We start from the raw sequence: 24742 nt of genomic DNA on the forward strand, positions 1-24742 counted from the left end.
GGTCCCATGACTGAACAGGTCGTGCGGGCCCGCCTCGTTCTTGCGTATGACGGCACGGACTTCGCAGGCTGGGCCGCGCAGCCTGGGTTGCGGACGGTGCAGGAGACGCTCGAGGGTGGCCTGGCGCAAGTGCTGCGGGTGCCGCAGTTGCGCGTGACGGTCGCCGGGCGCACGGACGCCGGCGTGCACGCTCGCGCACAGCAGGCGCACGTTGACGTGCCCTTCGATGCGTGGGAGCGCATGCCGGGGCGCGCGGACCGTTCGCCCGCCGAGGGGCTGCTGTCGCGCCTCAACGGGGTGTTGCCTCAGGACGTTCGGGTGGCGTCGGTCGTCGAAGCGCCTCCCGGGTTCGATGCCCGCTTCAGCGCGATCGAGCGCCGCTATGTCTACCGAGTCACGGATGGCGTTCCGGACCCCCTGACCCGTCGCTTTGCACTCAGCCACCCGCGAAGGCTGGATGTGGGGGCACTGAACGCAGCGTCGGGCCTGCTGTTGGGCCTGAGGGACTTCGCCGCGTTCTGCCGCGGCCGCGAGGGCGCCACGACCATCCGCACGCTCACCGAGCTCTCGTGGGTGCGCGAGGGCGACCTTGTGAGCGCCACCGTGCGCGCCGACGCCTTCTGCCACTCGATGGTGAGGTCGCTCGTTGGCGCGCTGCTCGCGGTGGGGGACGGGCGGCGTGACCAGGCGTGGCTCGAGGAGGTCGCGGACTCCCCGGTGCGCGCGCAGGGGATCTCGGTGGCGCCCGCGCACGGACTGTGTCTTGAGGAAGTTGTCTACCCCCCTGACGACGAGCTGGAGGCCCGGGCAGACGTCACGCGAGCCCGCCGCGCGCTCTAGAGCCGGCGTACGCACATGAGCGTCGGAAAGTTGCTCGGATCCGACGCCCATGTGCGTACGGGGCGTGGGCCATGACGCTCATGTGCGTACGGGTGGACGGCGCGCTCTAGAGCGGCACGATGTAGCTGTCCACCCTCGCGATGAGGCCGCCGCAGAACTCGAACCAGTCGGAGAAGGAGAACCGGAACTCCTCTCCGCCAGCAAGATGCCCGACGCCAGTGCCGGCTGTTACCACCACGTCACCTGAGAGGAACTCGCGCTCCACGGTCAGGACGGGTCGGCCCTCGAAGGCTGGGTTCTCGATCTCGCTGTCGAACTCCTCGAGCCCGCGCGCGGTGCGCACGCCGACGACGTTCCACACCACGTCCTCGGTGAGGAGCGCGAGGATCGTCTCGTGGTCGCCGGCGCGGAAGCCCTCGAAGTAGGCGGCGACTGCGGTGAGATGATGGTCCATGGTTGTCATCCTCCCGCACGGCGCGGACTGACCCCAGATTGACCAGGGCACTCTCGCGCCGGTATGATTGACCCTCGTTGTGCGTTCCACGTGGACAGGCGCCTCCCACTCGCCGCCGCAGGACCCGCCGACCGAACCTCGCGGTGACTAGTTGCCGCTCACACTTCAGGATAGATAAGGCTTTACAGTGCGCACGTTTACTCCCAAGCCGGGTGACATTACCAAGAATTGGTATGTCATCGACGCTACTGACGTGGTCCTCGGTCGCCTGGCCTCGCAGGCCGCTACGCTGCTTCGCGGCAAGCACAAGGCGACATTTGCACCCCACGTCGACGGTGGCGACTTCGTCATCGTCATCAACGCTGAGAAGGTTGCCCTCACCGGCAAGAAGCTCACCGACAAGATGGTCTACCGTCACTCGGGCTACCCGGGCGGCCTCAAGGAGATGCCCATCGGCGAGCTCCTCGAGAAGCACCCCACGCGCGTCATCGAGAACGCGGTCAAGGGCATGCTCCCCAAGAACAAGCTTGCCGCCACGCAGCTGACCCACCTCAAGGTCTACGCGGGCTCCGAGCACCCCCACGCCGCGCAGCAGCCGCAGGCTTTCGAGATCTCGCAGGTCGCGCAGTAAGCGCGGGAAATAAGGACTGACAACTGTGACTGACGTGACTGAGACCGTCGACATCGACATCGACGAGACCGACGCCCCCACCGAGTACACGAGCGAGACTGCTCCCGTGCGCGGCAAGGGCAACTCCGCGGTGAACCCCGGCGCCGGCCTCGGCCGCCGCAAGGAGGCTGTCGCCCGCGTCCGCCTGGTGCCCGGCACCGGCAAGTGGACCATCAACGGCCGCGACCTTGAGGGCTACTTCCCCAACAAGGTGCACCAGCAGCTGGTCAACTCCCCGTTCGCGCTTCTCGACATCGAGGGCCGCTTCGACGTCCACGCCCGCATCCACGGTGGTGGCACGTCCGGCCAGGCCGGCGCCCTGCGCCTCGGCGTGGCTCGTGCTCTCAACGGGATCGACGAGGAGAACAACCGTGCAGCCCTCAAGAAGGCTGGCTTCCTGACCCGCGACGCTCGCGCCGTGGAGCGCAAGAAGGCCGGTCTCAAGAAGGCCCGCCGCGCCCCGCAGTACTCGAAGCGCTAAGTTCGAGCGCATGACGCGCTTGTTCGGCACGGATGGGGTCCGTGGCGTAGCGAATCGCGACATCACCGCGGAACTTGCGGTTGATCTCGCGGTGGCCGCCGCACACGTCCTCGCCGAGCGTGGCGAGTTCTCCGGGCACCGCCCGCGAGCAGTCATCGGCCGCGACACCCGCATCTCAGGTCAGTTCCTGAGCGCGGCGGTCGCGGCCGGACTTGCTTCCGCGGGTGTTGACGTCCTCGACGTGGGAGTCCTGCCCACCCCCGGCATCGCCTACGTGACGGCGTCCACCGAGGCCGACCTCGGCGTGGTCCTGTCCGCCTCGCACAACCCGGCGCCGGACAACGGCATCAAGTTCTTCGCTCGCGGCGGCCACAAGCTGGACGACGCCGTGGAGGAGGCCATCGAGGCCCGCCTCGGAGAGCCGTGGGAACGCCCGACGGCCGGGGCAGTCGGCACGATCGTCCCGTCTCCCGAACTCGCCCAGGAGTACGTGGATCACGTGGTCTCTGCGGTCGCCTCGTTCGCGGGAATCGACAAGCCCCTGGCCGGCGTGAGCATCGTGGTCGACACCGGGCACGGCGCCGCGTGGGACGTTGGCCCGCGGTCGCTCGAGGCGGCGGGCGCGGACGTCCACGCGATCAACACCGCACCTGACGGACTGAACATCAACGACGGCGTGGGCTCCACCCACCTCGACGGCCTTCGGGCTGCCGTGGTGGAGCGCGGCGCCGACCTTGGCGTCGCCTACGACGGCGACGCTGACCGCTGCCTGGCCGTGGACGCGGCGGGCAACGTCGTCAACGGCGACCAGATCATGGGCCTGCTCGCGCTCGCGATGCAGCGGGCCGGTGCGCTGTACCACTCGACGCTCGTCGCCACGGTGATGAGCAACCTGGGCCTACACCGCGCCATGAAGGCCGCGGACATCACGATCATCGAGTCCGCAGTTGGCGACCGCTACGTGCTCGAGGCGATGCGCGAGGGCGGCTACACCCTTGGCGGTGAGCAGTCCGGCCACGTGATCCTCACCGACTACGCCACCACGGGTGACGGCATCCTCACGTCCCTGGTGCTTGCGGCGCAGGTGGCCGCGCAGGGTTCGCTCCAGGAGCTTGCCGCCGGCATCCAATCGCTGCCACAGGTGCTCGTCAATGTTCCCAACTGCGACCGCGCCCGCGTCCACACGGACCGCGACCTTGGCGACGCCGTTGCCAAGGCGCGCGCAGAACTCGGTGACGGGGGACGGGTGCTGCTGCGGCCGTCGGGCACTGAACCGCTGGTGCGCGTGATGGTGGAGGCGACCACCGCAGAGGACGCGCAACGGCATGCCGACGCGCTGGCCTCGGTGGTGCGGGAGCGGCTCACGCTGTCATGAACTGGGGGGATTGGATTGTCCACTTCTCCTCGCATCTTGAGGACGCGATTCTCGCCGCAGCCGAGTCGTACTGGATCTACTTCTGGCTGTTCGCGATGTCGCTCATCGACGCCGTGTTCCCGCTGGTGCCGAGCGAGACGATCGTCATCGCCACCTCGACGTTGTGGAAGCAGACCGGATCGCCGCTGCTGCCCTTCATTTGGCTGTGCGCGGCCGTTGGTGCGTGGTGCGGCGATCAGCTGACGTATCTGATCGGATCCCGCATCCACATCCGCTCCTTCCGGCTGTTCCGGGGTCCTAAGGGTCAGCGCACGCTGGACTGGGCCGAGCACGCCCTCAAGCATCGCGGCGCGGCGTTCATCATCGCGGCGCGCTTCATTCCATTTGGCCGCGTGGCCGTGAACCTCTCCGCGGGCGCCCTGGGCTTCAACCACCGGCGCTTCATGGTGATCGACGCGATCGCCGTGTCCATCTGGGCCACGTATGGGGTGCTGATCGGCATCACCGCCGCCGAGATCTTCGAGAACAACCTGCTCGTGTCCATCGTGGTTGGCGTTGCCGGTGGCTTGGTGCTCGGTTGGCTTGTTGACCGGATCCTGGCTCGCTTTGGGGTCAAGGTGCCCGACGCTGACGAGGCTCCCGCGCAAGAGGCGGCTGAGTAGGCGGTGCTCCCGCGGCAAGAGTGCACAGAGCGACTCCGATTGCGTGCTTTGCGGCGTAGCAGTACGTTCGTCCCACCTGGCATCGCGGCCAGGGGGACTTTGGGTGGGGTGCGCGTGGCTGCTCGGCGTTTGTCGTTGGTGGTTTCGGGGGTGTGTGTTGGTGTGATGCTTGTCGGGTTGGGCACGCCAGCGCCGGCGGTGTCGCCGTCGCCTGAGCCGGGTGCGCCAGTTGCGGAGACTCCTTCGGTGGAGACTTCGGTGGAGCCGTCGCCGAGTCCAAGCCCTACCACCGTTCCCTCGCCGGAGCCGTCTGTTTCGCCGACACCTTCGGCCGAGGCGCCGGACCCGGTCGATAATGATATGCCTGGTATTTCGGCGACGGTGCAGCATCCGAGCCCTGCGGGGCCCTCTGGGGAGCACCTGGTGGTCACCAGCCCAACGGTAGAGCTTCTGTCCGGCCCCCCGTTTTTTGGTCCACTTTGACTGTGGTGTTCTCATGAGCATGACGGGCACGGTGGAGTGATCATGGCTGCTGCGAAGCGGTACTCGGTGGAGCAGATCATCGCGAAGCTGAGGGAGATGGAGAAGTTGCAGGCGTCAGGGGTGTCGATCCCTGCGGCGGCGAAGAAGCTGGGGATCTCGGATCAAACCTTCTATCGGTGGCGCCTGAAGTATGGGCAGCTGAAGGAGGACGAGGCGCAGCGTTTGAAGGCGCTCGAGGCGGAGAACTCGCGTTTGAAGCGGATCGTCGCGGACCAGGCATTGGAGATTTCGATGTTGAAAGAGGTCTCACGGGGAAACTGGTGAGCCCGGCCAAGCGTCGGGCGGCCGTGAAGCGTCTGATGCGGAAGTACGGGGTTTCGGAGCGCAGGGCGTGCGCCGTGGTGGGTCAGTATCGGTCGACGAACCGGTATCGACCGGTCCCGTCGGACTTTGAGGCGCGCTTGGTGGCGGCGATGACGCAACACGCGGAAGCGCATCCGCGGTATGGGTATCGGCGTGTCCATGCGCTACTGGTGCGCGATGGGTGGAGTGTCAACGTCAAGCGGGTCGAGAGGTTGTGGCGGGGGGAGGGTTTGAGGGTTCCTGCCAGGCATGGTCCTAACGGGCAGAAGGCGCTGGGAGCGGATGAGAACTCCGCGTGGGCGTTGCCGGCGGTGCATCTGAATCACATCTGGTCCTACGATTTCGTGTCGTTCCGCACCCGCAACGGTTCCAAAGTGCGCGTCCTGAATGTCGTGGACGAGTTCACCAGGATCGCGTTCGAACCCAGGGTGGCGCTCTCGATTGGCTCCAACGACGTCATCGCCCACCTTGAGCAGCTGTTCGCCGCTCACGGCTGCCCGAGCATGATCCGGTCGGACAATGGGCGGGAGTTCACCGCAGAATCGGTCCAGACCTGGCTGAAGGGTCAGGGTGTTGACCCGGTGTTCATCGCGAAAGCCTCGCCTCAGCAGAACTGTTACGTCGAACGCTTCAACGGGTCCATGCGGGACGAGCTGCTCCACGGTGAAGTGTTCCACACGATCACCGAAGCGAGGGTCCTGATTGCCCAATGGGTTGAGCAGTACAACACCACCCGGCCTCACCGGGCGCTCGGGATGCGCACGCCTTGCGAGTTCGCGAACGACTTCACGGCATGATGAGACATGAGTCTTGTGAGAGGGGTGAGCGTCGTTGACTACCACCACTCTTCCTGGACCAGTTCGGGACCGCCAACCGGCGGCCCCCAAGTGGAGACCACCACACACGAACTGGACCAAACCACGGGGGCAGGACACAATGAAAAGTTGGAGGCATACCGGAGTGATCCTTGGGCCTATGACAACAAGGGTCACCTCGCGAATGCATCGACCACCGAGATACAGCAAGCGATTATTGCGGGTCGAATCAACAAACTTGAGGTCGAGATTCGAGGATTCCAGAACCAAATAGACCTCATCAATGGAGCAGGATGATGTCCAATCAAATTGGTGTCGAGGTTCAATTCCTGGAGGACGTGTTCGAGATCCTTATTAGGCACCTCCGCGCCATTCACGGTCAGTCTGTGGAACTCGAAGACGACGAATTCTGGCAGGTGCCGCTGGATCGGATGTACGATCTAGCTCGACTCCCGGAAGATCTCGATGTTGGGCGGCTCGCTGACTCCCTTGAATGGCTCACGCTAGTCGTAGCGGAGCCCGAAAAGTCGTTGGCCTTTCACCTTGTGTACTTTGCCGATGTCCTGAGAGCGATTGGTCAGTCGGTCGTCAGATGACGGTTGGCAACTATCTCTGTCTCTGTAATATGTCGGGTCCCCTTTAATCGGGCTTTGCGTGCATCTCTCTTATCGAGAGCGGCGCTTCTTTCGAACGAGGCCAGGCTTCGAGTTGGTTGAGAATTCCGACGGCTCGGGACGTGCAGTTCTTGGATCGCGGCATGACGATTAGTAGTGTTTACGACTCGAACTAGTGGCTACGCGGGACCTGGCGTCGAAAGCAGGCCGGGCGGGCGCGGAAACGCTCACCAGCGCGGGATGGTTTCGCCACCCGTTTCACGGCAACTGCTTGTCTCAGACGATGAGAAGGCGTGCGTCATGCTCGGTGATCCTGCCTGTGCTCCCGCCTCTTAACCAAGTTTGACTTTCGCATTGACTCGTGTACTACGTCTGGACGGCGGTTTGCCGTCATTGGCGACGGCTTCTCCTACGGAGGTTCGTAGACTCGCCCTCATGGCCGACGAACTCGCAGGCGACGACATCGCGATTACCTGGGACGACGCGCGCGCCGCGAACCTCGCCAACTGGAACGACCGGGTGCCCATCCACACCGGGGGCGGTTATGACGTTGACGCCTTCCGCCGCGATCCTGCGCACATCTCCCAAGTGGTCCGCACGGACCTGGCCGTCATCGAGCGCTTCCTGACTGACGGCGTGGCCGGGCTGGGCCTGTGCCACCTGCAGTGCCACATCGGCACGGACACCCTGTCGTTCGCGCGCAAGGGCGCCCGGGTTGTTGGCGTGGACTTCTCGGCACCCGCACTCGAGGCCGCGGCGGCGCTTGCCGGCGAGTTGGGTCTCGAGGCCGAGTGGGTGTGCACCGATGTGCTTGACGCCCGCGCTGCCGTGACCGCTCAATGCGGCCCGGACAGCACCTTCGATCTCGTCTACACGAGCATCGGCACCGTGTGGTGGCTCAACGACCTCGCCCGCTGGGCGGCTCAAGTGGAAGCGCTGCTGAGACCGGGCGGTTTGTTCTACATCCGCGACGGCCACCCTGCGCTCTACGCCGTGGACGAGCGGTACCAGGAGCTCGTCAGCGTGTATCGGTACTTCCCGAACGGGCTCGCGCAGGCGTGGGACGGCGACACCTCGTACATCGGCGAGGGCACGGTTACGAACACTCGCACCTACGAGTTCCCCCACCCGCTGACGGAGATCCTCCAATCACTGATCGGCGCCGGCCTCGAGCTCGTGTGGCTTGACGAGGGCAAGACGCTCCCGTGGCGGTTCTCGTCCTTCATGGTCGAGCGTGGGGACGGCGACTTCGAACTGCCCGAGGCCCAGCGGGACATCATGCCGCTGACCTTCACGGCGGTGGCGCGCAAGCGCGATAGGTGAGCCGCGCAATCACTGGCACCAGCGTCGGGCCTCAAACGGTGGATCCTGCCAGGTTTCACGCCCACAGTTTCCTGCTGGTGGATGCCGCCCGAATACTCGCCCGAACCGGGCAGAATCCACCATCAGGAACGAGGTGCGCGCGAACTGGGCAGAATCCACCATCAGGAGGCCATCGTGTCCGCAAGCGCGCCTAGAGCTTCCGCAGGCTCACCGATTCCACGTGGTGGTCCGGCCCCTTGCGCAGGATGATCGTGGCCCTCGACTGCGTGGGCGCGATGTTTCGCATCAGGTTGGGCGCGTTGATCGTGTCCCAGATGTACGACGCTCGGGCTACGGCCTCGTCGTCGCTCAGCGCCGCGTAGGTGTGGAAGTAGGAGTCGGGCCGTGAGAAGGCGGTGCGGCGCAGCTCAAGGAACCGGTCGATGTACCAGCGGCGAGCGTCGTCGGGCTCTGCGTCCACGTAGATCGAGACGTCGAAGTAGTCGCTGATCGCGTGGCTGAGCCCGCCCTCGGCTCTGCGCATCGGCGGAGCGAGCACGTTGAGGCCCTCGACGATGAGGATGTCCGGCCTGCGCACAGTCACCGAGGCGCCGGGCACGATGTCATAGGTGATGTGCGAATACACGGGGGCGGTCACCTCCGCGACACCGCTTTTCACCGCCCACACAAAGGACCGCAGCGCGCGCCGGTCATAGGACTCGGGGAAGCCCTTGCGCTGCAGCAGCCCTCGCTGCTCGAGCACCGCGTTCGGATACAGGAAGCCGTCCGTGGTGATCAGTTCCACCCGTGGCGAACCGGGCCAGCGGGCCATGAGCTCGCGCAAGACGCGCGCGGTGGTGGACTTTCCCACCGCGACCGACCCCGCGATGCCGATCACGAACGGCGTGCGCGAGGTGCGCTCGCCAAGAAAAGCCGAGGTAGCGTCGTGCAGGCGCCCAACGGACTCCGAATAGAGGTCTAGCAGGCGCGATAGTGGCCTATAGACAACGTCAACCTCGACCAGGTCGATGGGGTCGCCAAGGCCGCGGACGCGCGCGATGTCCTCTTCAGTGAGAGGCAGCGGCGTTGAGTCGGCGAGAGCGGCCCATTCCTCGCGGTCGAGCGTGATGAAGGGGCTCTCAGGGCGCGCGGACACGGCACCATTCTGGCGCACGTGAGGCGAACGGCGGGCCCATGCGGGGCGCCAACTAGACTTGGGCCCATGTGTGGAATCGTCGGGTACGTAGGTTCGGGTGCGGCAAGTGGACGTTCGCAGGGCGTGGTGATGGGGGGCTTGGCGCGCCTCGAGTACCGCGGATACGACTCCGCGGGCATCGCCGTGGTCACCGAGGACGAGGATCGGCTCGACGTCGCCAAGCGCGCGGGCAAGCTCGTCAACCTCGCCAAGGCGCTCGCGGAGGACCCGCTGCACGACGGCACGGCCGCTATCGGCCACACCCGGTGGGCCACGCACGGCGCGCCGACGGACGCCAACGCCCATCCGCACCTTGCGGCGGGCGGCCGCATCGCGATCATCCACAACGGCATCATCGAGAACTTCGCCGCCCTGCGCGCGGACCTCACCAAGGACGGCGTGATCTTCCAGTCGGAGACGGACACCGAGGTGGCAGGCCACCTGTTGGCGCGCGAGGTGGAATCCGGGAAGACCCTCACGGAGGCGATGCGCTCTATCGTGGGCCAGCTGGAGGGCGCTTTCACGCTGCTTGCCGTGGACGCTCGCGAGCCGCACGTGGTGGTCGGTGCCCGGCGCAATTCGCCCCTCGTGGTGGGTCTCGGTGAAGGAGAGAACTTCCTCGCCAGCGACGTGGTCGCGTTCATCGAGCATACGCGTGACGCCCTCGAGCTTGGTCAGGACGAGGTCGTGGAGATCACCCCCGAGGGCGTGATCGTGACCGACGCGAACGGCACCGTCGTGGAGCGCGAGCCGTACCACGTGGACTGGGACGCGGAGGCGGCCCAGAAGGGCGGCTTCGCCACCTTCATGGAGAAGGAGATCTTCGAGGAGCCGGCCGCCGTCGCAGACACCCTGCGCGGCCGAATCGACGCCCGCGGCAAGCTGCAGCTGGACGCGGGCCGCGTCGACGAGGCCGTCCTCAACTCGGTGGACAAGATCGTCATCATCGCATGCGGCACCGCCGCCTACGCGGGCCACGTGGCCAAGTACGCGATCGAGCACTGGACGCGCATCCCCGTGGAGGTGGAGCTCGCCCACGAGTTCCGCTACCGCGACCCCGTGGTGAACCTCCGCACCCTCGTGGTCGCGATCAGCCAGTCCGGCGAGACGATGGACACGATCATGGCCGTGCGCCACGCGCAGCAGCAGGGCGCCAATGTCATCGCCATCGTGAATGCGCAGGGCTCGACGATCGCCCGCGAGGCCGACGCGGTGCTCTACACCCGCGCGGGTCCCGAGATCGCCGTGGCCTCGACCAAGGCGTTCGTGGCGCAGATCACGGCCGCCTACCTGCTCGGCATCTACCTGGCCGAGCTCCGCGGCAACAAGTTCCCCGACGAGATCGCCGCGCTGCTCTCGCAACTCGGCGACATCCCAGCGAAGATCCAGTGGATCATCGACTCCTCGGAGACCGTGCGCTCCGTGGCACGAAGCCTCGCGGACGAGCGCACCGTCCTGTTCCTAGGGCGCCACGTTGGCTTCCCCATCGCCCTCGAGGGTGCGCTCAAACTCAAGGAGCTCGCATACATCCATGCGGAGGGCTTCGCGGCAGGCGAGCTGAAGCATGGCCCCATCGCGCTCGTCGAGGACGGCCAACCCGTCATCATCATCCTGCCCAGCCCCCGCGGTCGCGAGTCGCTGCACTCCAAGGTGGTCAGCAATGTGCAGGAGGTCCGCGCTCGCGGCGCCCGTACGTTCGTCATCGCCGAGGAGGGCGACACCGTCGCGGCCGACTACGCCGAGCAGGTCTTCTACGTGCCGCAGGCGCCCGTGCTCATGCAGCCGCTCCTCGCCGTAGTGCCCCTGCACCTCTTCGCTCTCGAGCTCGCCACGGCGAAGGGCCACGACGTGGACCAGCCTCGCAACCTCGCCAAATCGGTGACGGTCGAGTAGTGGCGATCCTGGGCCTGGGCATCGACGTGGTGGCGATCTCCCGCTTCGAGGAGTCGATCGAACGCTCGCCCGGCTTCCTCGAGCGCGTCTTCACCCCCGCAGAGCGCGACCGCTCCACCGCGAGCCTCGCCGCCCGCTGGGCCGCCAAGGAGGCCCTCGCCAAGGCGCTCGGAAGCCCGGGCGGGCTCAACTGGCAGGACGCTGAAGTGGTGAGCGAGCCGTCGGGCCGCCCGACGCTCGTGGTGAGGGGGACGGTAGCGGCGAGAGCCGCGGAACTCGGGATAGCGACGTTCCACCTGTCGCTGTCGCACGACGCGGGCATCGCGTCCGCCGTGGTTGTAGGGGAGGGCTGATGAGCAGGCTCGCGATTCGAGTGGACTACGACGCGATCACGCGCAACGTGGAGGAGTTGGCGCGGCGCGCCAACGGCGCCCAGGTGATGGCCGTGGTGAAGGCCGACGCGTACGGGCACGGCCTGGTGGAGGCGGCGCGGGCCGCTCGCGTTGGGGGCGCAGCGTGGCTCGGGGTCGCGCAGCCCGACGAGGCGCTGCAACTTCGCCAGGCGGGCGACGAGGGGCGCATCCTCACGTGGCTCTACGGGCCGGAGCTGCCGGCCGCGCGGCTGCTCGCCGCCGGGGTTGACCTGTCCGTTGGTTCTCCAGAAGTGCTTGGCAAGATTCTTGCCGTGGCGCGCGAGACCGGCCACGTGGCGCGGCTCCACCTGTGCGTGGACACGGGGCTCGGCCGCGAGGGCGTGCAGCCGGCACGGCTCGACGGGCTCATGGAGCTCATCGCCGCCGCCCAGGCGGAGGGGCTCGTCAAGCTCGTCGGCATCTGGTCGCACTTCGCGTGGGCCGACCAGCCAGGGCACGCGACCATCGACGCACAGGCGGAGGTGTTCCGCGCGGCCGTGGTGCGGCTCGAGCAGCATGGGCTCGAGGTGGAGCTGCGGCACCTCGCGAACTCGGCCGCCACGCTGACCCGCCCGGACCTGCACTTCGACCTTGTGCGCCCCGGAATCGCCGTCTACGGCCTCCCGCCCGTTCCCGACCCGTCCGGCGCGAACTGGGGCCTCACGCCCGCGATGTCCGTCACCTCGGAACTCGTACTCGTCAAGGACGTGCCGGCGGGCCAGGGCGTGAGCTATGGCCACGAGTACGTGACGCGCATCCCCACCACGCTCGGCCTCGTGGCCGCCGGGTACGCGGACGGACTCATGCGCGCCGCAGGCAACGTGTGCGAGGTGTCCATCCGCGGGCGCCGCTACACCATCGCGGGCCGCGTGTGCATGGACCAGTTCGTGGTGGACCTCGGCCCCGTCACCGAGTGCGTCGTTGGCGACGAGGTGGTGTTGGTTGGCGCGGGCGGGCCAAGCGCCCGCGAATGGGCCGACGCTCTTGGCACCATTGACTACGAGGTCGTCTGCCGCTTTGGTGGGCTTCGTCCCAAGGCGGCCTGATGGCTCATGTGATCTCTGACGGCGACGCGATGAGGTCGTTCGCCGCCTCGGTGGTCGCGCCCTTGGTGCGTCCGGGGGATCTGCTGCTCCTTACCGGCGACCTGGGAGCGGGGAAGACCACCTTCACTCAGGGACTTGGGGAGGCGCTGGGGGTGCGCGGGCCCATCGCGAGCCCCACCTTCATTATCGCGCGCACGCACCCCTCGCTCGTAGGGGGTCCGTCGCTGATTCACGTGGACGCCTATCGGCTCTCCTCGCTGGCGGAGCTCGACGACCTTGACCTCGACGCGACGCTCGAGGACTCCGTGACGGTCGTGGAGTGGGGCGACCCGGCCGCTGCGCTGTCCGATGACCGGCTGCACGTGACGATCTCGCGCACCCGCGGCGGGGACATCGATCCCGAGGCGCCTGACGGCGGTGACCGGGTGGTGACGCTGTCGGGTCACGGGGAGCGCTGGGCCGGGGTGTCCTTTGGGGGCGACCAGTGATTCTCGCGATTGACACGTCTGGGGCCATTGCGGTGGCGGCGGTGGCTGACACGGGCGAGGTCCTTGCCGAGCGCACCGAGTATGCGCCGCGCGGCCACGCCGAGCTGCTCGCCGGCATGGTGGACGCGGTGCTGCGCGACGCCGGCGGCCGGAAGCCATCGCGGATTGTCGTTGGCACCGGGCCCGCGACCTTCACGGGGCTGCGCGTTGGGCTCGTGACGGCACGCACGCTCGGCTACGCGTGGGGCGTGCCCGTGGAGGGCGTGTGCTCTCTCGACGCGCTCGGCGCCGAGTTCGGCACATGCACCGCGGTGACCGACGCCCGCCGCCGCGAGGTGTACTGGGCGCGCTACGAGGACGGGGTTCGCGTCGCGGGTCCCGAGGTGGCCTTTCCCGGCGACGTTGACGTCGCCGGCCGCGTCGTAGGACGCGGCGCCGCGCTCTACCCGGACGTCTTCACGGACGCAACCGCCGCCGACCCCAACCCCGCACTGCTGGTGCGCGTGGCGGATGGCGCGAGAGCGTCGGGCCTCGCCATGCCAACGGAACCTCTGTACCTGAGGCGACCGGACGTGCACGGGGTGCCGGGCGCGTGACGGACTCGGGGCCGATCGAGCTGCGCGATCTGAGCGAGGCGGACCTGCCCTGGGTCGCCGAGCAGGAGCAGCTCATCTTTGGCGCGGCCGCGTGGTCGCTAGCGCTCATCCGCGATGACTTTGCTTTCGGCGGGAAGCGCTATCGCGGCGCCTACGTGGTCGACGAGCTGGTGGGTTACGCGATCTACGGGTACGACGGCGACGCGTTCAGCCTCATGAACATCGCTGTGGTGCCCGCGGCACGGCGGCTGGGGATAGGGCGCGCGTTCATGGAGGACTTCCTCGCGGAGGCAACGCGACTGGGCGCGCGGGAGGCGTGGCTCGAGGTGTCGGTGGCGAATCCCTCTGCCCTGGCGCTGTACCGGGCATACGGGTTCGAGGACGTGCGGATTCGGCCGCGCTACTACCAGCCGGAGAACGAGGATGCGCTCGTGATGCGACGCGCGATGACGGATAGGGTGACGTGATGCTGGTCCTGGGAATCGAGTCGACGTGCGACGAGACCGGCGTTGCCCTCGTGCGCGGCACCGAGTTGATCGCTGACGTCACCGCCTCCTCGATGGACGAGCACGCGCGGTTCGGAGGGATCGTGCCGGAGGTTGCCTCGCGCGCGCACCTCGAGGCCTTCGTCCCGACGCTGGATGAGGCGCTCTCGCGCGCGGGCTTGGGCCTGGGGGACGTGGACGCGATCGCCGTTGCGGCGGGACCTGGGCTTGTCGGCTCGCTGACCGTTGGTGTGTCCGCGGCGAAGGCGCTGTCCCTGGCGCTGAACCGGCCGCTCTACGGTGTCAACCACGTCATCGGGCACGCGGTGGTCGACGAACTGGTGCACGGGCAGTTCCCCGAGCGGACCATGGCGCTCGTGGTCAGCGGCGGCCACACGTCGCTGCTGCTGTTCGAGGGCGGCGTCACCAACGTCACCGAATTGGGCCACACCCTCGACGACGCCGCCGGGGAGGCGTTCGACAAGGTCGGCCGCCTCCTGGGCCTGCCGTACCCCGGCGGCCCGCACATCGACCGCCTCGCGCGCGAGGGCGACCCCAAGGCCATTCCGTTCCCCCGCGCGCTCACCGCGCCGAAGGACCAGGCAAAGCACGCCTACGACTTCTCCTTCAGCGGACTCAAGACCGCGGTGGCGCGGTGGGTGGAGAACTGCCGCGACTCCGGTCGCGAGGTCCCGGTGGCCGACGTTGCCGCGAGTTTCGCGGACGCCGTCGCCGACGTCCTGGTCGCCAAGACGCTGCGCGCGTGCGAGGAGCATGGCGTTTCCACCTTGGTTATCGGCGGGGGGTTCAGCGCGAACTCGCAGCTGCGTGAGCTCGCCGCCGCCCGTGGGTCCTCGGCTGGCATCGACGTGCGCATCCCGCCGATTCGCTACTGCACGGACAACGGTGCGATGATCGCGGCTCTCGGTTCGGCGCTGGTGCGGGACGATGCGCAGCCGTCTTCGCTCGGCATCGGTGTCGACTCCTCGATGCCGTTGAGTACCGTGCTTGTATGAAGCCGCTGACGCGCTGGGTCATCGGCGCGATCGTGGCCGTGTACGCCGTCGTCGCGGTGGGTATCGCGGTCACGGGCAACCTCGATCCCAACCCGTCGGCCAACCAGCGCCCAGCGGCGACGCCGAGCGAGAGCCCGGCCACGCCGTCGGGCCTGCCAAGTGCCAGCCCGAGCCCCAGCCCCAGCCCCAGCCTGCCGCCGAGCGAATGGGAGGCCGCGCTCGCGGATGCGCGGGCGCTCCCCGTGGACATCGCTGCTGGGACCGTCATCATGGCGAGCGTCACGACCACGTCGAAGTCGGCCGCGACCGCGCTTGTGGGCGAGCAGCACGTCGGCGGCGTGATCCTCATGGGAGGCGCTGTCACCGGCAGTGAGCAGGTGACCAAGCTCAATGCGGCTATCGCGGCCGCTGACCCGGAGCGTGCGTGGCCCGTGATGATCGCCACGGACGAGGAGGGCGGCACCGTCCAGCGGCTGCGGCCGGCCGTGCGCTACGTGTCCGCGTTCGCGGCGGCGGGCGCGAACGGCGACGAGTGGCAGATTCACGAGTACTACGCGGCGCTCGGCGCGCAGATGGCGCAACTGGGATTCACGATGAACCTTGCGCCCGACGCCGACGTCACGATCGGCCTCAAGGACCCGACGATTCGGACGCGTTCCGCGGGCTCCTCGCCGACTGCCGTTGCGGGCGTCGTGAATGCGGCGTGGGAGGGGTTCGAGGACGGGGGAGTGACGCCGGTCATCAAGCACTTCCCTGGCCATGGCTCGGTGACGGCGAACTCTCACGACACGCTGCCGGTGCAGCACTCGTCGATAGGCGAACTCGAGGATCGGGACCTGGTGCCCTTCCGCTCCGCCATCTCCGAAGGGGTGCCCGCCGTGATGGTGGGTCACATCCGCGTGGCTGGTTGGGGGTCGCTGCCCGCTTCCGTGAACCCACGCGCGTACGCGTACCTCCGCGACGAGATGGGCTTCACGGGGCTGCTCATGACCGACGCGATGGACATGGATGCGATCACGGACCGGTTTGGGCCCGGCGCCGGTACGGTGGCGGCGCTGTCCGCGGGGGCCGATCTGGTGCTCATGCCCCCCGATCCCGCGGCGGCACGGCGCGCGATCGTGCGAGCAGTCGGCTCTGGCGCCCTCTCGCGCGAGCGGCTGGACGATGCGGCCGCCCATGTGATCCTGGCGGCTCGCGAGCAGGCGGCTCTGGTTCCAGGGACTGCCGACGCGCGGCCGCGCGAGTTCGCGGAGGGCTCGGTCGTGGTCGCCGCGAAGGACTGCTCCTCTTTGGTGGGTTCAAGCGTGCATATCGTCGGGGGAACCCGGGACCAGCGGGTGGCGCTCAAGGTCGATCTGGCCGCCGAGGGGATCGGGTGGTCATCGGAGGGCACGAAGATCGCCCTGGTCGACGGCGATCGCGGCCATGCGGATGCCGACGTGGTGGTCGCGACAGGCGGGCCGTGGGGCTTGCCGGCGTCGAATGCGCGCGTCTACGTGGCCCTATGGGGCGACGGCGCGGAGCAGCTTCATGCGCTTGCGAAGGTGCTCTCTGGTGCGCTGCCCGCGCGGGGCACGTGGCCGGTGAAGGTGACGCTGCCGTACGGGGTGTGCGACTAGCGCGATGCGCGCAACGGTCGGGCCGCCTCCTCGATGTGTGTGGCCACGGAGTCAAGGAGGTCAGAGGACGCGCGCCACTGTTGCCAATACAGAGGCACGGCGACCGGCTCTCCCCCCAAGAGCTGGAGACCCGCCGAGTGGTCGTGCCCCTCGATCGTGATAACCATGCCCCACCCAAGGCCCATCCTGATGGCGTGCGTCATGTCGGAGGTACTGGGGATCCGGTGGCGCGGCGGTGCCGCTGGGTCAGCGCCCATCGCCTTGAGCCACAGCGACTGGAGTTCGTCTCGCCGATCAAAGTCGACGAGCGGGGCACTCTCGAGGGCGGAAGGTGTCGGGCCTCCGGCGAGCCAGCGTCGGGCATACGATGCCGAGGCCGCGGCGCGATAGGTGATCGCCCCTAGGGGCCGCACCGAGCAGCCGGGAACAGGCTCCGGCTGGGAGGTCACGGCCGCAAGGACGACGCCGCGTTCGAGCAGTTCGAGTGTGTGCTCTTGGTCATCGCGATGCAGATCAAAGGTGATCGAGCTCGAGCTTGCGAGCTTCGTGAGCGGAGCGAGCAGCCAGGTCGCGAGCGAGTCCGCGTTGACGCCGATGGGGATCGAGACGGAACGTCCGTGGAGTCCAAGCTCTTGACGGGTCACGGAATCGAGGTGCTCCACCTGCCGTGCGAAGCGCAGCACGGCAAGGCCCGCCGCGGTGGCCTGCACCGGGCGGGAGCGGATCAGCAGGACCTGGCCCGTGACGTGTTCCAGCTGCCGAATGCGCTGGCTTACCGCGGGCGGCGTGATGTGGAGGGCGGTCGCCGCGGCGTCGAGTGAGCCGTGATCGACCGCGGCAGCGAGCGTCGCAGCGAGGTGCACCGGAATATTCACATAAGCAATGCTACAGAAACTGTAGAAATGCTAAATGGCACTTCCGACATCACAGACCTAGTCTTGCGATCATGACCTCGTACCTCGCGGGCCTTGGGCTGATGCTCTCGCTCATCGTCGCCATTGGCGCGCAGAACCTCTTTGTGCTGCGCCAGGGCGTGCGGCGCGAGTTCGTGTGGCTGGTGGTGGGGATCTGCGCCGTGTCCGACGCGGTGCTCGTGTGCGCAGGGGTCGCGGGCGTTGGCGCGGTGGTGACCTCGCATCCGGCAGTGCTCACGGTGGTGCGCTGGGCCGGCGCCGCGTTCCTCCTGGTGTACGGGCTGTTGGCCGCCAAGCGCGCGTGGCGGCCGGCGGTGCTCGACGCCGACTCCGACGCGCCGGTAGCGGCGGCCAGCGCCGCGTCTGTGGCGGCGGCGTGTCTCGCAATCACGTGGCTGAACCCGCACGTGTATCTGGACACGGTATTCCTGGTGGGCACCGTCGCGTCCACGCACGCGCTTCCGTGGGTGTTCGCTGCCGGGGCGATCACCGCGTCGGTGGTGTGGTTCACGGGGCTGGGCTTTGGCGCGCGGGCGCTCGCGCCCGTGCTCGCCACGCAGCGGGCGTGGCGAGTGCTGGATGCGCTGATTGCCGTGGTGATGATCGCGCTCGCGGTAGGGCTGGTCCTCAGCGCGTAGTTACGCCGCGGCGGTGAACCGGATTTCGCGCAAAATCCGGCGGACCGGGCCCAGATTGGCGGGATCTGAGGTTGCCAGCCGTGGTCGCTAGACCGGCCGCGCGATCAGCGCCACTCGCTTCCCGCCGGCCCGGGTCAGGATCACCGTCGCGGACTCGCTGCCGCGCAGCTTGAGCTGAGCCCGCAGCTTCTCCGGCACCACGTCCACGCCGCGCTTCTTGATCTCGACGGTCCCGACGCCGCGCCCCCGCAGTGCGGACGTCAACTTCTTCACGTCAAAGGGAAGCACGTCCTCTACCCTGAACCACCGCGCGAACGGCGACTCAACGACCGCGTCCGCGGTGAGGTACGCGATGGTCGGGTCCAGCAGGCCCGCGTCGAGCTCGTCCGCGAGCGCCCCAACGAGCCCGGCGCGGATCACCGCACCGTCCGGCTCGGCAACGAATTCGCCAAGCGAACGCACCTCGCCCCGGTGCAGGTCCCCCGCCAGCTCATGAGCCACGCCATGCCTGATCACGAGCGCCGCGTGCCCCTCGCGCCGCGCCAGGGGCCCGCACCACACGCCCACCTCCACGACATCGCCGTCCACACTCACCCATTGGCACTCGGCGTCGCCTGGCAGATCGGCGTGAGGCACTCCCGGTCCCAGCTTCAGGCCCAGCGCGGGGAACTGATCCCGCAGCTCCAGCACCGAGTCCAGAGGTGGAAGGTAGTCGGCAGGGAGTGTCGGCGACCACCCCCGGACCGGCGCGCCGGATCCGCGAACACGCCGTCGACCTCCACGCCGCGCACCGTCGTCATCGAGTCCGCGTGAACCACCACGGCATCCGGCCAGTGCCTGAGGTTGTGGTCGCACAGCACCGCCGCGGCCTCGTCGCTCTCGAACGCGACCACCCCGACGCCGAGCGCCGCGAGCGCCATCGCGTCGGCCCCCAAACCCGCCGTGAGATCGGCGACACGTCGAATACCAGCCTCGACATAGCGTCGGGCATGCAGGGCCGCAACGGTAAGCCGGGTCGCCTGCTCAAGCCCCTCCTGACTGAACGCCATGCCGGCCGCGAACTCGCCGAACTTCGCGCGCGCGGCCGCGCGCAGCCGGGCCTGGGTGAGGGCCGCGGCGACAAGCTGGGGCGGCACGCCCTCGGAACGCAAACGCTGCCCGACGCTCAAGGCGGCCTTCGCGTCGTACTCGCCGATAGCGTCGGTAAGGGCGCGGCAATCGGCGGATACGACGAGGCGTGCTTCGGCGGCGTCCATGGCGCCATCGTTTCACGCCGCGCGAACAGCGGTGGGCGCGTTAGCACTCTCAGGGTGAGAGTGCTAGATTGGACGTGCTCCGCAAGGAGCGATAGCCCCGGAAATGACCCCCGCGACGGCATGGCCGGGCACCCCAGTTTCGTGAACAACAAGTGGAAGGTGAGGTCCGCAGTGTCGGTCTCGATCAAGCCTCTTGAGGACAAGGTTGTGGTGAAGGCTGCTCAGGCAGAGACCACCACGGCTTCTGGCCTCGTGATCCCGGACACCGCCAAGGAGAAGCCCCAGGAGGGCGAAGTCGTGGCAGTGGGCCCGGGTCGCATTGACGACAACGGCAACCGCGTCCCCCTGGACGTCCAGGTTGGCGACAAGGTGATCTACAGCAAGTACGGCGGCACCGAGGTCAAGTACGCCGGTGAGGACTACCTGATCCTCTCCGCGCGCGACCTGCTCGCCGTGGTGAGCTAAACGCCGCAACAACGCAGTCGACGAAGGCCCCGGTCACTGACCGGGGCCTTTCTCGTCTCTCAGCTGGCGCGCTTGAGGCGACCGGCGAGCAGGGCGTGACGCTCGTCCTCGCTGAGGCCACCCCACACGCCAAAGGGCTCGCGTGCCTCGATCGACCGCTCGCGGCACATCTCCATGACGGGGCAGCGGGCGCAGAACTTCTTGGCTGCTTCGGCTCTGCGGCGCCTTGCGGACCCTCGCTCACCCTCTGGGTGGAAGAACAGTTCCGGATCTGCTTCTCTGCATGATCCCTCGTACTGCCACTCCCACTGGTCCTGAGTTGGTGCTGGCAACTTGGCCACCGAGTCCATCAAGTCCCCTATTGGTTTAGGGCTCCCGGCGGCGCCATTGCCTCCGGTCGCAGTGTTCTTCGACATCCCGCAGCGGTTGCTTCGCCAGGAGTAAATCCTCGACGTCGCGGACCACCTAGTGCCATTCTTACCGCGTCCTGGCGCGCTTGGGAACCCCAATTTCCAGCGCTTCTAGGGGACTGGACGGGACTGTAGAATCGTGCAATGATGCCCGCCCCGAATGACCCCTTCGGCTACACCGGACTCACCTACGACGACGTTCTTCTGCTTCCTGGAGAGAGCGACGTCATCCCCTCAGAGGTCGACACGACCACCCGCCTAACCCGCGAACTGAGCATCCACCTCCCCCTCTTGAGTGCCGCGATGGACACCGTGACGGAGTCCCGCCTCGCGATCGCGCTGGCCCGCCTCGGCGGCATCGGCGTGCTCCACCGGAACCTGTCCATCCAGGACCAGGCCCACCAGGTCGAGATCGTCAAGCGGTCCGAATCCGGCATGATCACGGATCCCGTCACCGTGGGCCCAGACGCCACGCTCGCTGAGCTCGACGCCCTGTGCGCCAAGTACCGCGTGTCCGGGCTGCCGGTGGTCGCGCCGGACCGCACGCTGCTTGGCATCATCACCAACCGCGACCTGCGGTTCGTGAACCCGGCCGAGTTCGCAACCCGTCGCGTCTCCGACCACATGACCCCCATGCCACTCGTCACCGGACACGCGGGCATCGCCAACGCCGACGCCGCCGAGCTGCTCGCCAAGCACCGCGTGGAGAAGCTGCCGCTGGTCGACGCCGATGGCCGCCTCACGGGCCTCATCACGGTCAAGGACTTCGTCAAGACGGAGAAGTACCCGCTCGCGTCAAAGGATGGCGAGGGTCGGCTCTTGGTCGCCGCGGCCGTCGGCTTCTATGGGGACGCATGGGAGCGCGCAACGTCCCTGGTAGACGCCGAGGTAGACGTGCTGGTGGTGGACACCGCGCACGGCCACGCGCGCGCCATGATCGACATGATTCGCCGCCTCAAGGCCGATCCCGCAACCTCACACGTGCAGGTCATCGGCGGCAACGTGGCCACGCGCGACGGCGCCGCGGCGCTCGTCGAGGCGGGCGTCGACGCGGTCAAGGTTGGCGTTGGGCCGGGCTCCATCTGCACCACCCGCGTGGTCGCCGGGGTTGGCGTGCCGCAGGTGACCGCGGTGTACGAGGCAGCGGTTGCTGCCTCTCCCGCAGGCGTGCCCGTGATCGCCGACGGCGGCCTTCAGTACTCCGGAGACATCGCCAAGGCGCTGGTTGCCGGGGCATCATCCGTGATGCTGGGCTCGCTCTTCGCGGGCGTCGAGGAGACCCCTGGCGACCTTGTGCTGGTCAACGGCAAGCAGTTCAAGAGCTACCGGGGCATGGGCTCGCTTGGGGCGATGGCCTCACGGGGTCGGGTCTCGTACTCGAAGGACCGGTACTTCCAGGCCGACGCTCCAAGCGACGACGACCTCATTCCTGAGGGCGTCGAGGGCCGGGTTCCCTACAAGGGGCCGCTGTCCTCCGTGGTGCGCCAGCTCGTTGGCGGGCTTGGGCAGTCGATGTTCTACGTGGGCGCGCGAACGATCCCTGACCTCCAGGCCAAAGGTCAGTTCGTGCGGATCACTCCCGCGGGGCTCAAGGAGTCGCACCCGCACGACGTGCAGGTGACGGTGGAGGCGCCCAACTACTCCGGGCGGAGCTAGAAAGCACTCAGTTCAAGCAACTGCGCCATCGACGCGCGCACCGCTCGCAGGTCGAGAGGGTCAATCTTTCCGATGCGACGAATGAGGCGGGTCTTCGCGACCGAGCGCAGGCCCTCCGGCTGCACATAGCTGGTCCGTGACAGCCCAGAGAGAGCAGTGGGTTCGATCTCGACGTGGAGCTCAATGCGACGGTGCGTGGTCGTCATGGGAGCGACGATAACGACGGGAAAGTGTCTGCCGAAGTCGCTCGGTGGACCAACGACGAGGGCTGGCCGCGTGTGGGCAGGTTCGGACGGGAACGGCTCGCCGAAGTCGACGAGCCAGACGTCACCAATCGAGGTCATGGCCTGCAGACAGGTCGAGGTCGGCGAGGTAGTCTGCCCACGCCTCGGGGTCGGAGCGAAGGGCATCCATCTGCTCGACGATCGTTTCGGCGAACTTGCGGGCGAGCAGCGCCTCGAGGGCGTCCTCCAACACGGACCCGAGCGACTTGCCGGTGGCCTCGCTGAGCTCGACGAGCTTGCTGTGCGCCTCCCGCGAGACGCGAATGGTGGTGGTGTCAGCCATACCTCGACGGTACGCCGATGTAGACAAAACGTCTACATCCTACGGATACAGTCCTCGCAAGCGGTGCGCTTCGGTCACCCGCTGCACCGCGAGCACGGTTGCGGCCTCGCGATACGTGAGCTCCCGATCGGAGGAGAACGCGACCACGTCGCGCCACGCCTTGGTCATGCGCTCCTTGAGGCGGCCGTTCACCTCCGCCTCTGTCCACTGGTAGGCCATATTCGCCTGCACCCACTCGAAGTAACTGACAATGACGCCGCCAGAGTTCGCAAGGATGTCCGGCACCATGAGCACACCGCGGTCGGTAAGGATCTGATCGGCCTCCTTGGTGGTGGGACCATTGGCGCCCTCGACCACGATCTTCGCGCGCACTTTGTCCGCGTTCTCGCCCGTGAGCACGCCCTCAAGGGCGGCGGGGACCAGCACGTCGACGTCCAGCGTGAGCAGGTCCGCGGGAGCGATGGGCTCCGATCCCTCGAAGCCCACCACGGTGCCGGTCCGGTCAACGTGCTCACACAGCGCGAAGATGTCGAGCCTGTGCGGGTTATAGATCGCGCCGTCGATGTCGGACACCGCGCGCACGGCGACCCCAGCGTCGTCCAGGAAGCGAGCGGTGTCGCGACCCACCTTGCCAAAGCCTTGAACGGCCGCGGTGGCGGTGCTCGCCGCGAGGCCGTGGGACTCCATCGCGAGTACCGCGATGTGCGCCCACCTCGCGACGTCGCCGCCGCGCGGCCAAGTGAGCCGCCGAGGCTCTGGGCTTGCCAGTCACCACTCCGGGCACGGTGTGACCCATGGCCGTGGAGTAGGTGTCCATGATCCAGGCCATGGTCTGCTCGTTGGTGCCCATGTCGGGCGCGGGGATGTCCACCTCGGGGCCGATGATCGGCAGGATCTCGCTCGTATAGCGCCTGGTGACCCGCTCGAGTTCAAGCTGCGTGTGGGCTCGCGGGTCTATCGCGACGCCTCCCTTCGCGCCGCCATACGGCACGTCGACGAGCGCGCACTTCCACGTCATCCACATGGCGAGCGCGCGCACCTCGTCGAGGTCCACGTTGGGCGCGAACCGCAAGCCGCCCTTCGCAGGGCCGCGGCTGAAGTTGTGCTGCACCCTGTAGCCCAGGTAGATGGACGTGTGCCCATCCTCGTGGCGCAGGGGAATGCTCACGGCCATTTCGCGGCGCGGAGTTGCGAGCATTTGGTGGGTGCCATCGTCGTAGCCAAGGTGGCCGACGGCGTTGGCGAGTTGGGCGCGAGCGTCGGCAAGGGGGCCCTCACCGACGGGAGCAGACCACGTCATTGTGACCTCTTTCGTCACTGACGAATCTACTACGGCGTGACCAGGGCGAACGCACGAACGGGGAAGGTTCCGAAGCCCTCGACGGCGGGCGGCGCCGCAAAGAATCGCGCGCCGGAGTCCGGCAGCGCCCCGAGGTTCGTCAGGTGCTCCACGACGTGCACGCCCGCCGCGAGCAGGCCGCTGTGCGCTGGCCGTTCGCCGCCCGCGTACGTGTCGTCGATGTTGACCGAGTCGATCCCGACCAGGACCGCGCCCGCCGCTACCAGCCATTCCACGCCGTCGGCCGCGAGGAACGGCGCCGGGTCGCCGTACGCCGGCGTCCGAAGTGCACGTCCCAGCCGGTGTTCAGCAGCACCGCTTTGCCCGCAACGTCGCGGCCCTCGAGGTGCGCGGCGGAAATCCCGCGGCTCTCACCCAAGACCGCAGCCGGCAGCCGCACCACCTCCGTGGGGAGGTCCACGAGAGTCTCTAGAGCCAGACCCGCCAGATCCGCGCCGCCCACATAGCGGTGGAACGGCGAGTCGAGGTAGGTGCCGGTGTTGCCGATCATGGTGATCATGTCGAGCGCGAACTCGGTGCCGGGCGCGTAGTGGGCGCGGGAGTCCTCACGGGTCAGCCACGGAGAGAAGGAAACGGCGGGGTGGCCAGGGTAGGTGACGAGGCCGTCCCGGATTCGCTGGCTGAGGTCAATGACGCGAGACACGCTCAGAGCCTAGTCACGGAGGG

30 protein-coding genes and 1 pseudogene are annotated in these 24742 nt (G+C 67.8%); 20 read left to right on the plus strand and 11 right to left on the minus strand.

Annotated features, from left to right (window positions below; all coding sequences use genetic code 11):
- Positions 1 to 6: 6 nt before the first annotated feature.
- Positions 7 to 840, plus strand: a complete 834-nt coding sequence (gene truA, locus NVV57_07630; GenBank protein MCR6712560.1) for a tRNA pseudouridine(38-40) synthase TruA — start codon at positions 7 to 9, stop codon at positions 838 to 840.
- Between the two features lie 106 nt (positions 841 to 946).
- On the opposite strand, the gene NVV57_07635 is transcribed toward truA, so the two are convergent.
- A complete protein-coding gene (locus NVV57_07635) occupies positions 947 to 1294 on the minus strand; it encodes a nuclear transport factor 2 family protein (protein MCR6712561.1) in 348 nt (115 codons plus the stop codon).
- A 187-nt stretch (positions 1295 to 1481) separates the two neighbouring features.
- Between NVV57_07635 and rplM the strand changes: the two genes are divergently transcribed.
- The 8 genes from rplM to NVV57_07675 all read left to right on the plus strand — a co-directional run bounded on the left by rplM (position 1482) and on the right by NVV57_07675 (position 8080).
- Positions 1482 to 1925: a 50S ribosomal protein L13 gene (rplM, locus tag NVV57_07640; protein MCR6712562.1), complete on the plus strand. Its 444-nt coding sequence runs from the start codon at positions 1482 to 1484 to the stop codon at positions 1923 to 1925.
- Between the two features lie 34 nt (positions 1926 to 1959).
- Positions 1960 to 2445 carry a 30S ribosomal protein S9 gene (gene rpsI, locus NVV57_07645; protein MCR6712563.1) on the plus strand — a complete coding sequence of 162 codons (486 nt, stop codon included), beginning with the start codon at positions 1960 to 1962 and terminating at the stop codon, positions 2443 to 2445.
- 10 nt (positions 2446 to 2455) lie between these two features.
- Positions 2456 to 3820 carry a phosphoglucosamine mutase gene (gene glmM, locus NVV57_07650; protein MCR6712564.1) on the plus strand — a complete coding sequence of 455 codons (1365 nt, stop codon included), beginning with the start codon at positions 2456 to 2458 and terminating at the stop codon, positions 3818 to 3820.
- A complete protein-coding gene (locus NVV57_07655) occupies positions 3817 to 4482 on the plus strand; it encodes a DedA family protein (GenBank protein MCR6712565.1) in 666 nt (221 codons plus the stop codon). Before glmM ends, NVV57_07655 begins: the two co-directional genes overlap by 4 nt.
- Before the next feature lie 525 nt (positions 4483 to 5007).
- A complete protein-coding gene (locus NVV57_07660; GenBank protein ID MCR6712566.1) occupies positions 5008 to 5289 on the plus strand; it encodes a transposase in 282 nt (93 codons plus the stop codon).
- Positions 5290 to 5324: 35 nt separating this feature from the next.
- Complete coding sequence (locus tag NVV57_07665) at positions 5325 to 6125, plus strand: IS3 family transposase (protein ID MCR6712567.1); 801 nt, start codon at positions 5325 to 5327, stop codon at positions 6123 to 6125.
- A 311-nt stretch (positions 6126 to 6436) separates the two neighbouring features.
- Positions 6437 to 6739: a hypothetical protein gene (locus NVV57_07670; protein MCR6712568.1), complete on the plus strand. Its 303-nt coding sequence runs from the start codon at positions 6437 to 6439 to the stop codon at positions 6737 to 6739.
- Positions 6740 to 7192: 453 nt separating this feature from the next.
- Positions 7193 to 8080, plus strand: a complete 888-nt coding sequence (locus tag NVV57_07675) for a class I SAM-dependent methyltransferase (GenBank protein MCR6712569.1) — start codon at positions 7193 to 7195, stop codon at positions 8078 to 8080.
- Between the two features lie 190 nt (positions 8081 to 8270).
- Here the strand turns inward: NVV57_07675 and coaA are convergent, their stop codons facing one another.
- Positions 8271 to 9233: a type I pantothenate kinase gene (gene coaA / locus NVV57_07680; GenBank protein MCR6712570.1), complete on the minus strand. Its 963-nt coding sequence runs from the start codon at positions 9231 to 9233 to the stop codon at positions 8271 to 8273.
- A gap of 48 nt (positions 9234 to 9281) precedes the next feature.
- Here coaA and glmS point away from each other — a divergent pair, with 48 nt between their 5' ends.
- The 8 genes from glmS to NVV57_07720 are packed head-to-tail and all read left to right on the plus strand — an operon-like array spanning position 9282 to position 16810.
- On the plus strand, positions 9282 to 11147 hold the full coding sequence (gene glmS / locus NVV57_07685; protein MCR6712571.1) for a glutamine--fructose-6-phosphate transaminase (isomerizing): 1866 nt from the start codon (positions 9282 to 9284) through the stop codon (positions 11145 to 11147).
- A complete protein-coding gene (locus NVV57_07690; protein MCR6712572.1) occupies positions 11147 to 11500 on the plus strand; it encodes a holo-ACP synthase in 354 nt (117 codons plus the stop codon). Before glmS ends, NVV57_07690 begins: the two co-directional genes overlap by 1 nt.
- A complete protein-coding gene (gene alr / locus NVV57_07695) occupies positions 11500 to 12606 on the plus strand; it encodes an alanine racemase (GenBank protein ID MCR6712573.1) in 1107 nt (368 codons plus the stop codon). Before NVV57_07690 ends, alr begins: the two co-directional genes overlap by 1 nt.
- The gene (gene tsaE / locus NVV57_07700) at positions 12606 to 13094 is read left to right on the plus strand and encodes a tRNA (adenosine(37)-N6)-threonylcarbamoyltransferase complex ATPase subunit type 1 TsaE (protein ID MCR6712574.1); all 489 of its coding nucleotides are present in this window, start codon (positions 12606 to 12608) and stop codon (positions 13092 to 13094) included. The genes alr and tsaE overlap by 1 nt, the downstream gene beginning before the upstream one ends.
- Positions 13091 to 13690: a tRNA (adenosine(37)-N6)-threonylcarbamoyltransferase complex dimerization subunit type 1 TsaB gene (gene tsaB / locus NVV57_07705; protein MCR6712575.1), complete on the plus strand. Its 600-nt coding sequence runs from the start codon at positions 13091 to 13093 to the stop codon at positions 13688 to 13690. The genes tsaE and tsaB overlap by 4 nt, the downstream gene beginning before the upstream one ends.
- Positions 13687 to 14157, plus strand: coding sequence for a ribosomal protein S18-alanine N-acetyltransferase (rimI, locus tag NVV57_07710; protein MCR6712576.1), 471 nt, complete (start codon positions 13687 to 13689; stop codon positions 14155 to 14157). The genes tsaB and rimI overlap by 4 nt, the downstream gene beginning before the upstream one ends.
- On the plus strand, positions 14157 to 15191 hold the full coding sequence (tsaD, locus tag NVV57_07715; protein ID MCR6712577.1) for a tRNA (adenosine(37)-N6)-threonylcarbamoyltransferase complex transferase subunit TsaD: 1035 nt from the start codon (positions 14157 to 14159) through the stop codon (positions 15189 to 15191). The genes rimI and tsaD overlap by 1 nt, the downstream gene beginning before the upstream one ends.
- Positions 15188 to 16810, plus strand: a complete 1623-nt coding sequence (locus tag NVV57_07720; GenBank protein ID MCR6712578.1) for a hypothetical protein — start codon at positions 15188 to 15190, stop codon at positions 16808 to 16810. Before tsaD ends, NVV57_07720 begins: the two co-directional genes overlap by 4 nt.
- Here NVV57_07720 and NVV57_07725 read toward each other — a convergent pair.
- The gene (locus NVV57_07725) at positions 16807 to 17685 is read right to left on the minus strand and encodes an ArgP/LysG family DNA-binding transcriptional regulator (GenBank protein MCR6712579.1); all 879 of its coding nucleotides are present in this window, start codon (positions 17683 to 17685) and stop codon (positions 16807 to 16809) included. The two genes, NVV57_07720 and NVV57_07725, sit on opposite strands and share 4 nt — an antisense overlap.
- A 71-nt stretch (positions 17686 to 17756) precedes the next feature.
- Here NVV57_07725 and NVV57_07730 point away from each other — a divergent pair, with 71 nt between their 5' ends.
- Positions 17757 to 18362, plus strand: coding sequence for a LysE/ArgO family amino acid transporter (locus tag NVV57_07730; GenBank protein MCR6712580.1), 606 nt, complete (start codon positions 17757 to 17759; stop codon positions 18360 to 18362).
- A gap of 87 nt (positions 18363 to 18449) precedes the next feature.
- Here the strand turns inward: NVV57_07730 and NVV57_07735 are convergent, their stop codons facing one another.
- Entirely contained in the window at positions 18450 to 19052 is a 603-nt protein-coding gene (locus NVV57_07735; protein ID MCR6712581.1) for a hypothetical protein, read from the minus strand.
- The gene (locus NVV57_07740; protein ID MCR6712582.1) at positions 19013 to 19618 is read right to left on the minus strand and encodes a class I SAM-dependent methyltransferase; all 606 of its coding nucleotides are present in this window, start codon (positions 19616 to 19618) and stop codon (positions 19013 to 19015) included. Before NVV57_07740 ends, NVV57_07735 begins: the two co-directional genes overlap by 40 nt.
- A gap of 171 nt (positions 19619 to 19789) precedes the next feature.
- Between NVV57_07740 and groES the strand changes: the two genes are divergently transcribed.
- Complete coding sequence (gene groES / locus NVV57_07745) at positions 19790 to 20083, plus strand: co-chaperone GroES (GenBank protein ID MCR6712583.1); 294 nt, start codon at positions 19790 to 19792, stop codon at positions 20081 to 20083.
- 59 nt (positions 20084 to 20142) lie between these two features.
- On the opposite strand, the gene NVV57_07750 is transcribed toward groES, so the two are convergent.
- A complete protein-coding gene (locus tag NVV57_07750; GenBank protein MCR6712584.1) occupies positions 20143 to 20433 on the minus strand; it encodes a WhiB family transcriptional regulator in 291 nt (96 codons plus the stop codon).
- Positions 20434 to 20637: 204 nt separating this feature from the next.
- Between NVV57_07750 and guaB the strand changes: the two genes are divergently transcribed.
- Positions 20638 to 22149 (plus strand): IMP dehydrogenase, encoded by a 1512-nt coding sequence (gene guaB / locus NVV57_07755; GenBank protein ID MCR6712585.1) that lies wholly within the window; start codon positions 20638 to 20640, stop codon positions 22147 to 22149.
- Here the strand turns inward: guaB and NVV57_07760 are convergent.
- From NVV57_07760 to NVV57_07780, 5 genes and pseudogenes are all read right to left on the minus strand, one after another.
- Positions 22146 to 22493 carry a type II toxin-antitoxin system PemK/MazF family toxin gene (locus tag NVV57_07760; protein ID MCR6712586.1) on the minus strand — a complete coding sequence of 116 codons (348 nt, stop codon included), beginning with the start codon at positions 22491 to 22493 and terminating at the stop codon, positions 22146 to 22148. The two genes, guaB and NVV57_07760, sit on opposite strands and share 4 nt — an antisense overlap.
- Positions 22477 to 22716, minus strand: a complete 240-nt coding sequence (locus NVV57_07765) for a hypothetical protein (GenBank protein MCR6712587.1) — start codon at positions 22714 to 22716, stop codon at positions 22477 to 22479. Before NVV57_07765 ends, NVV57_07760 begins: the two co-directional genes overlap by 17 nt.
- A gap of 39 nt (positions 22717 to 22755) precedes the next feature.
- Positions 22756 to 24016: pseudogene (locus tag NVV57_07770) on the minus strand (Glu/Leu/Phe/Val dehydrogenase).
- 29 nt (positions 24017 to 24045) lie between these two features.
- Complete coding sequence (locus NVV57_07775; GenBank protein MCR6712588.1) at positions 24046 to 24291, minus strand: hypothetical protein; 246 nt, start codon at positions 24289 to 24291, stop codon at positions 24046 to 24048.
- Positions 24276 to 24719 (minus strand): cyclase family protein, encoded by a 444-nt coding sequence (locus tag NVV57_07780; protein MCR6712589.1) that lies wholly within the window; start codon positions 24717 to 24719, stop codon positions 24276 to 24278. Before NVV57_07780 ends, NVV57_07775 begins: the two co-directional genes overlap by 16 nt.
- Positions 24720 to 24742: the final 23 nt, after the last annotated feature.

The sequence above is a fragment of the Demequina sp. genome (assembly GCA_024707205.1).
In the GTDB taxonomy this organism is placed as follows: Bacteria; Actinomycetota; Actinomycetes; order Actinomycetales; family Demequinaceae; genus Demequina.

Bases quoted from the DNA above. Each gene is read 5' to 3' on its own strand.
- NVV57_07750 (MCR6712584.1), bottom strand. From the start codon at position 20,433: ATGGACTCGGTGGCCAAGTTGCCAGCACCAACTCAGGACCAGTGGGAG.
- alr (MCR6712573.1), top strand. From the start codon at position 11,500: ATGAGCAGGCTCGCGATTCGAGTGGACTACGACGCGATCACGCGCAAC.
- NVV57_07635 (MCR6712561.1), bottom strand. From the start codon at position 1,294: ATGGACCATCATCTCACCGCAGTCGCCGCCTACTTCGAGGGCTTCCGC.
- NVV57_07670 (MCR6712568.1), top strand. From the start codon at position 6,437: ATGATGTCCAATCAAATTGGTGTCGAGGTTCAATTCCTGGAGGACGTG.
- tsaE (MCR6712574.1), top strand. From the start codon at position 12,606: ATGGCTCATGTGATCTCTGACGGCGACGCGATGAGGTCGTTCGCCGCC.
- NVV57_07760 (MCR6712586.1), bottom strand. From the start codon at position 22,493: ATGACCTCGATTGGTGACGTCTGGCTCGTCGACTTCGGCGAGCCGTTC.
- NVV57_07740 (MCR6712582.1), bottom strand. From the start codon at position 19,618: ATGGACGCCGCCGAAGCACGCCTCGTCGTATCCGCCGATTGCCGCGCC.
- NVV57_07660 (MCR6712566.1), top strand. From the start codon at position 5,008: ATGGCTGCTGCGAAGCGGTACTCGGTGGAGCAGATCATCGCGAAGCTG.
- NVV57_07720 (MCR6712578.1), top strand. From the start codon at position 15,188: ATGAAGCCGCTGACGCGCTGGGTCATCGGCGCGATCGTGGCCGTGTAC.
- tsaD (MCR6712577.1), top strand. From the start codon at position 14,157: ATGCTGGTCCTGGGAATCGAGTCGACGTGCGACGAGACCGGCGTTGCC.
- NVV57_07730 (MCR6712580.1), top strand. From the start codon at position 17,757: ATGACCTCGTACCTCGCGGGCCTTGGGCTGATGCTCTCGCTCATCGTC.
- truA (MCR6712560.1), top strand. From the start codon at position 7: ATGACTGAACAGGTCGTGCGGGCCCGCCTCGTTCTTGCGTATGACGGC.
- NVV57_07655 (MCR6712565.1), top strand. From the start codon at position 3,817: ATGAACTGGGGGGATTGGATTGTCCACTTCTCCTCGCATCTTGAGGAC.
- NVV57_07675 (MCR6712569.1), top strand. From the start codon at position 7,193: ATGGCCGACGAACTCGCAGGCGACGACATCGCGATTACCTGGGACGAC.
- NVV57_07765 (MCR6712587.1), bottom strand. From the start codon at position 22,716: ATGGCTGACACCACCACCATTCGCGTCTCGCGGGAGGCGCACAGCAAG.
- glmS (MCR6712571.1), top strand. From the start codon at position 9,282: ATGTGTGGAATCGTCGGGTACGTAGGTTCGGGTGCGGCAAGTGGACGT.
- guaB (MCR6712585.1), top strand. From the start codon at position 20,638: ATGATGCCCGCCCCGAATGACCCCTTCGGCTACACCGGACTCACCTAC.
- NVV57_07665 (MCR6712567.1), top strand. From the start codon at position 5,325: ATGCGGAAGTACGGGGTTTCGGAGCGCAGGGCGTGCGCCGTGGTGGGT.
- glmM (MCR6712564.1), top strand. From the start codon at position 2,456: ATGACGCGCTTGTTCGGCACGGATGGGGTCCGTGGCGTAGCGAATCGC.